Below are 4645 nucleotides of genomic sequence, written 5' to 3'. Positions count from 1 at the left end.
CGGGTGGCCAATCAATCCGGCCAGTCATATGGTCGCCGTCTTGATGGTATCCTCTCGCGCCCTCATCATGATACGCGATGAGACTTGACGCTCGCAGTGGACGCGCATGATCAACAGAGCCCTCGCACTCCTCATCCTCCTTGTCGGCCTCGCCAGCCCGGCGACGGCGGGCGATCTCGACCAAGCCGTCGCCGCGGCCCATGGCGGTGACTACGCGGCGGCGCTGCGACTCCTGTCACCGCTTGCCGAGAAGGGCGATGCGCGCGCCCAGTTCGACGTCGGATTCATGCACGGATATGGATGGGGTGTGCCGCGAGATGGTGCGGCAGCGATCGCGTGGTACCGCAAGGCCGCGGACCAGGGACTTCCGGTCGCGCAGCATTTTCTCGGCCTCGCCTATGTCAACGGCGAAGGCGTGCGGCCCGATGTTGCAGAAGCCGCGCGATGGTTCTCCCGGGCCGCCGCACAGGGTTTCGCCGAGGCGCAATTCATGCTCGGCCTGATGGCGCTGGACGGCAGGGGCGTCGCGAAAGACCCGGTGCAGGGTTACGCCTACATCGTCATGGCCGGGCAGGGCGGCGTCCGATCCGCGCCCCGCGTCGTGCAGAAACTGGCGCTGAGCGAGGCGCAACGCGCCCAGGCCGAACAGATCATCGAGCACTGGAAGCCGAAGCCTGAATCATCGCTGGCTGGCGTTGCCAACCCGCCCGCTGAGGAACTGCTCGGTCTCGATCGGCATCTCGGAGAGGTCGCGGATCCCACGAGCTGGCCGGCCTCGGCAGTCGGGGTCATCACCATTGCGCATTTCAGCACCGGCGGCTGGTGCACAGGCACGCTGGTCGCCGCCCGGATCGTTTTGACCGCCGCGCATTGCCTGTTGAACGGAGCCGCGCTGATCAGTCCCGGAAGCGTCCACTTCCTGGCCGGCATGAAGCAGGGAACGCCGGCCTCATCTTCGGTGGCAGAGCGGTTTGTCGTGGCGAAGGATTTCGTTCCGACCCCGAAAGACAAATGGACGCTCGATCGCTCGCCGGACGACTGGGCGTTGATCGTCCTGAAGGACGCCCTGCCGGCCCGGCCGGTCGCGGTGAAAGCACTGACGCGCGAGGAGCTGGACGCCGCCACGCTCGCCGGCACGATCTCCGGGATTGGCTACGGCGAGGAACGCCGCTACTCCCCGACCGCGCTGCGGAACTGCCGCGCCGAGTTGGGCAAGGACGATCGGCTACTGGTGCTGCAGTGCCTGGGGAATTTCGGCTATTCGGGCTCGCCGATCCTGGCGGACATCGACGGCACCCCTGCGGTGATCGGCATCCTTTCGGCCTTTCAGGAAGAGGTGAGGTTGATGTTCGCCCCGCCGGCCAGCCAGTTCGAAACGGCCGTCAGGGACCTGATTGGAGCGGAGGCAGGGCTCGCCCGCTGATCGGTCAAGACCACGGCGGTCGGTGACCATGGCGCAAGTGACCGGCCAGGAACCGCGGAGATCCGGTTCCCTTTGCGGAAATTAGGCATACGCATGCTTGCTGGCAGAGCCGAACAGGACAAGGGCGTGACAAGTCGCGGGTCCCGGGCGAAAAATGAACTGGGACAAGGTGGCGATGTCGAAATAGTGCATCGATTGGAGGGCAAGCGATGGCCGGCCGTCAAAGAATCACCGCAGAAATGACCGATCTTGGTAATCTGCCAGACGATGGCGTCGCGCGGAGCAGGAGGGTTTTCGACATGCGCGGAATGTTGCCGCCGAGCGAGGCCCGGATGCGGATGTGCGTGATGCAAGTCGGCAAGCGCGGGCGCTGGACCTACCGGGATTGGATCAGGTGGCGCTTCCTGTGGAAATTTTTTCCCTGGTACGCGCGCGAATTGCGTTATCGCGGGGACTTCTGCATCGGAGCGAGCTGCATGCACTGGTTCTGGGAGGACGCCGACAAGAAGGAGCGCGGCTATTGTTCGGTGGCGGTCTCGCGGACACAGAACATGATGTGGGCGAAGGAAATGGACGAGCCCGGCAAACTGCCTCCTCGATAGCGAAAACCTGATGAGCCGTTTCTGGAGCAGCCTGACGCACGACCTGCGGCCCTATGTGCCAGGCGAACAGCCCCGCATGGCGGAGCTGGTCAAGCTCAACACCAATGAAAGCCCGCTGGGTCCGTCCCCGCGCGCATTGGCGGCGATCCGCGGCGAGGCGACTGATGCGCTGCGTCTCTATCCGGACCCGCAGGCCACCGCGTTGCGGGCCGCCTTGGCCGCCTATCACGCGGTACGACCCGAACAGGTGTTCGTCGGCAATGGCTCCGACGAGGTGCTGGCGCATGCCTTCGTCGCGCTGCTGAAGCATGATGCGCCGCTGCTGTTCCCGGATATCACCTACAGCTTCTACCCGGTCTATTGCCGCCTGTTCGGCATCGCCTTCGAGACCGTGCCGCTCGATCCTGCCATGCAGATCCGCATCGCCGACTATCGCCGGCCCGCCGGCGCGGTCATCGTGCCCAATCCGAACGCGCCGACAGGAGTCGCGCTGTCGCGGGCCGAGATCGTGACGGTGCTGGCGGATCATCCCGACGCGCCCGTGGTGATCGACGAGGCCTATGTCGATTTCGGCGCCGAGACCGCGATTCCCCTGGTCGCCTCGCACCCGAACCTTCTGGTCGTTCAGACCATGTCCAAGTCGCGCGCGCTGGCGGGTTTGCGGGTTGGCTACGCGATCGGCGACGCCGAGCTGATCGAGGCCCTCACCCGGGTCAAGGACAGCTTCAACTCCTATCCCCTTGGCCGGCCCGCGCAAGCCGGCGCGATCGCCTCGCTGGAGGACGAAGCCTATTTTCAGCAGAGCCGCGCCCGCGTGATCGAAGGCCGGGACCGCTTGGAACGCGGATTGCTCCGGCTCGGCTTCGACGTGCTGCCGTCCTCCGCCAACTTCGTGTTCGCCCGGCATCCCGCGCATGAAGGTGGCGCGCTGGCGGCGGCGTTGCGCCAACGGGCCGTAATCGTCCGCCATTTTCCATCTCCTCGGATCTCCGACTATCTGCGGATCACGGTCGGCACCGACGGGCAGATCGACCGGCTATTGCAGGGCTTGTCGGAGATCCTGGGCGGCGAGCCTTCGGCTGCCTGATTGCGCGGCCGCGTTGTCGCTTCGACGATCGGCAGCCTGATTCCGATTTGCCGCGTATGACGGACACGCCAAGACTGCCGGCATGTCTCGAACGCGCGAAACCGGACGCAATCCGACACTGTCGGCGAATTCGTGGTGAGCGGGGTCTGCGGTCGCTCCATGAAGAACCAGCATCCGTCCGGGATCAACGCACGACGACAGTCGGGTCGAATGGTGCAGGGGAGCACATTCATTATTTCCGGGGTTGAATTATTTCCGGGGTTGAAGCGGCGGATTGCCCCATCGAACCGCGCTTGGCGCGGATCCGATGGGCACCAATCCAAGCTACGCGCCGCCGGCGGATGTTTCGAATGCGCCTAAAGGTTGTAAGACGGAATATTTTCTCGCAAACAACCAAGGGTAGATATCGACTGGAATTGTAAAAATATTCACACGAAAGCTTGATCGCAATCAAATCGCGTTGCGTGTCTTTCGTCTAGAAGACAATGGGGATGCTAAAAATCAATCATACAACTTATAGTTGGGGAGGCGAAGTTGAGTGCTCCAAGATTTCCTAGAGCCGTTGCGGCTGCGATCGGTTTCGCATTAGCTACCGCTTCTCTATCACCCGCAGGTGCCGATCCCTACCGGGACCTTCCGGTGTTCGCTTCCGCAAACGGGCTTCTCAGCCTGGTCGTGGTGGCGGAAAGGATCGACAACACGGCCGCCAAGAGCTTCTTTCCTGGAGCCTCCGGCAACGGGCCGGATGCCTGGGCCTATCAGGTTTGTCAGAACCAGCCGGCCGGAGCAACCAGCTGCCCGGCGGCCTCAGCAGCGCCCTATAGCGGCGTCCAGCTCGCGCTTGTGGCCGGCGACGAGCTCAAGATTACGTTCGTCAACAAGCTGCCGCCGGGGACCGATTTTGCAAATGCAGCGCTGCTGGGGGACTATCTGCTGTTAAATCCATCGAACCTGCACACGCACGGCCTGATCGTCGAGCCTCGCACGCCGACCGTGCGGCGGCCGACCTACGGCGATGACATCTATGTCTTGGACTTCAATACCACCAACGGAACGCCGATCCCGCCGCCACCCACCAACTCCCACATCCACTTCGATGTAACGGCCAACGTCATCAATTACGACTACAACATCCCGTCCAACCATCCGTCGGGCTCCTTCATCCTTCATCCTCATCCGCACGGGATATCGATGAACCAGATGCAGGCTGGGCTGTCGAGCATCATCACGATCGGCACTGCTTCCGACTATATTTGCGCCGATGCCCACTGTGCACAGCCACTCACGGGGATAACGACCAGGCATTTCCTCCTGAAGGACACCCAATACGAGACTGGAAATGGGCAGGGCCAACTGTCCACGGAAATCGATACGTCATTCTGCGCTGCCAACGCTCCGCAGAACGGTTACTGCGACGGTATCGGCGAGCACACCGGCGGGAAATGGATCTTCCCTGTCAGCGGGCAAATTTATCCCGATGTGGGGATCACCAGCGCACAGGGAGAGATCTGGAGCTTCACCAATGCTTCTGGA

General features: G+C 62.9%; 3 protein-coding genes and 1 pseudogene. All 4 read left to right on the top strand.

The window, feature by feature from the left end; all coding sequences use genetic code 11:
* Positions 1-106: 106 nt before the first annotated feature.
* The gene (locus tag WCB02_RS21700) at positions 107-1423 is read left to right on the top strand and encodes a trypsin-like serine protease (protein ID WP_423961282.1); all 1317 of its coding nucleotides are present in this window, start codon (positions 107-109) and stop codon (positions 1421-1423) included.
* Between the two features lie 299 nt (positions 1424-1722).
* Positions 1723-2025, top strand: coding sequence for a hypothetical protein (locus WCB02_RS21695; protein ID WP_423961281.1), 303 nt, complete (start codon positions 1723-1725; stop codon positions 2023-2025).
* A gap of 10 nt (positions 2026-2035) precedes the next feature.
* Positions 2036-3112, top strand: a complete 1077-nt coding sequence (hisC, locus tag WCB02_RS21690; RefSeq protein ID WP_423961279.1) for a histidinol-phosphate transaminase — start codon at positions 2036-2038, stop codon at positions 3110-3112.
* Between the two features lie 639 nt (positions 3113-3751).
* Positions 3752-4645 (top strand): annotated as a pseudogene (locus WCB02_RS21685) (hypothetical protein); the annotation flags it as partial.

The sequence above is a fragment of the Bradyrhizobium sp. genome (assembly GCF_049581145.1).
Taxonomy (GTDB): Bacteria; Pseudomonadota; Alphaproteobacteria; order Rhizobiales; family Xanthobacteraceae; genus Bradyrhizobium.
This window is presented reverse-complemented; position numbering and strand designations above follow the sequence as displayed.